This is a genomic window from Photorhabdus viridis, assembly GCF_040256935.1.
GTDB lineage: Bacteria > Pseudomonadota > Gammaproteobacteria > Enterobacterales > Enterobacteriaceae > Photorhabdus > Photorhabdus viridis.
Genome location: NZ_JBEJZY010000244.1, coordinates 1 through 528, shown reverse-complemented (window position 1 = coordinate 528; position 528 = coordinate 1). Strand labels below are relative to the sequence as shown.

General features: G+C 50.4%; 1 protein-coding gene. It reads right to left on the bottom strand.

What is annotated here, in order from left to right; genetic code table 11:
* Positions 1-528: condensation domain-containing protein (locus ABR397_RS23185; RefSeq protein WP_350307757.1), on the bottom strand; the 528-nt coding region annotated here is incomplete at both ends.

The following is a 528-nucleotide window of genomic DNA, read 5'->3' as shown; positions in this document are numbered from 1 at the left end:
CCAGCCGGTTAGCACGGGCATTTAATTCCGCATAACATAGGGTTTGCTCTTCATACACCAACGCTGTCGCGTCAGGGGTTTTCTCCACCTGTTGTTCAAACAGCTGATGAATACACCACTGGTTAGGATACGCAGTTTCCGTGGCATTCCAGGTTTTCAGCAACAACGTACGTTCCGTTTCAGGCAGAATATTCAGTGTCCATACCGGGGTCTCCGGGGCTTGTTCAAGCGCCTCTATCAGACTTTCCAGCGCCTGTTGCATATAACCGCATATTCTTTCCGGATCATACGGTTGCACTACCTGAGCGGTCAGCCCCAGGGATCCACCAAAATCTTCCACCGACAGCACAAACGGATAGTTAGTCCGCTCCTGCGCGCCCAGAAATTCAATACCGCTTATCAGTTCATCTGACGATTCCAACAGGGCATTATGCCGATAGTTCAGCAAACTACTAAAGAGAGGGATCTCTCCCTGCACATTACTGCAACGCTGGGCCAGCGCCAGTGAAGCATGTTCATGTTCCAATA